This is a genomic window from Joostella sp. CR20 (assembly GCF_038433465.1).
GTDB lineage: Bacteria > Bacteroidota > Bacteroidia > Flavobacteriales > Flavobacteriaceae > Galbibacter.
On sequence record NZ_JAESVF010000061.1, the window covers coordinates 1 to 236 of the forward strand.

The following is a 236-nucleotide window of genomic DNA, read 5'->3' on the forward strand; positions in this document are numbered from 1 at the left end:
CGTACTACGGAGCAAACCAGTTGTATGTAACTGTTACTAAGGATGAGAACTGGAAGTCAGGGGATGGAAACAACCACACCACTCGAGAATACAAGGATAAGCAAGGACGAGTAGTACTCAAACGTAACTATAATAATAACATAGCGCATGACACGTATTACGTATATGATGATTATGGCAATTTAACGTATGTGCTTCCTCCCAAGGTAAATACCTTGGATGGAGTTTCTGCTACG

Annotated in this window: 1 protein-coding gene; it reads left to right on the forward strand. The window is 41.1% G+C overall.

Annotated features, from left to right (window positions below; genetic code table 11):
- On the forward strand, positions 1–236 hold a 236-nt coding region (locus tag JMA43_RS14045), incomplete at both ends, for a hypothetical protein (protein WP_342157332.1).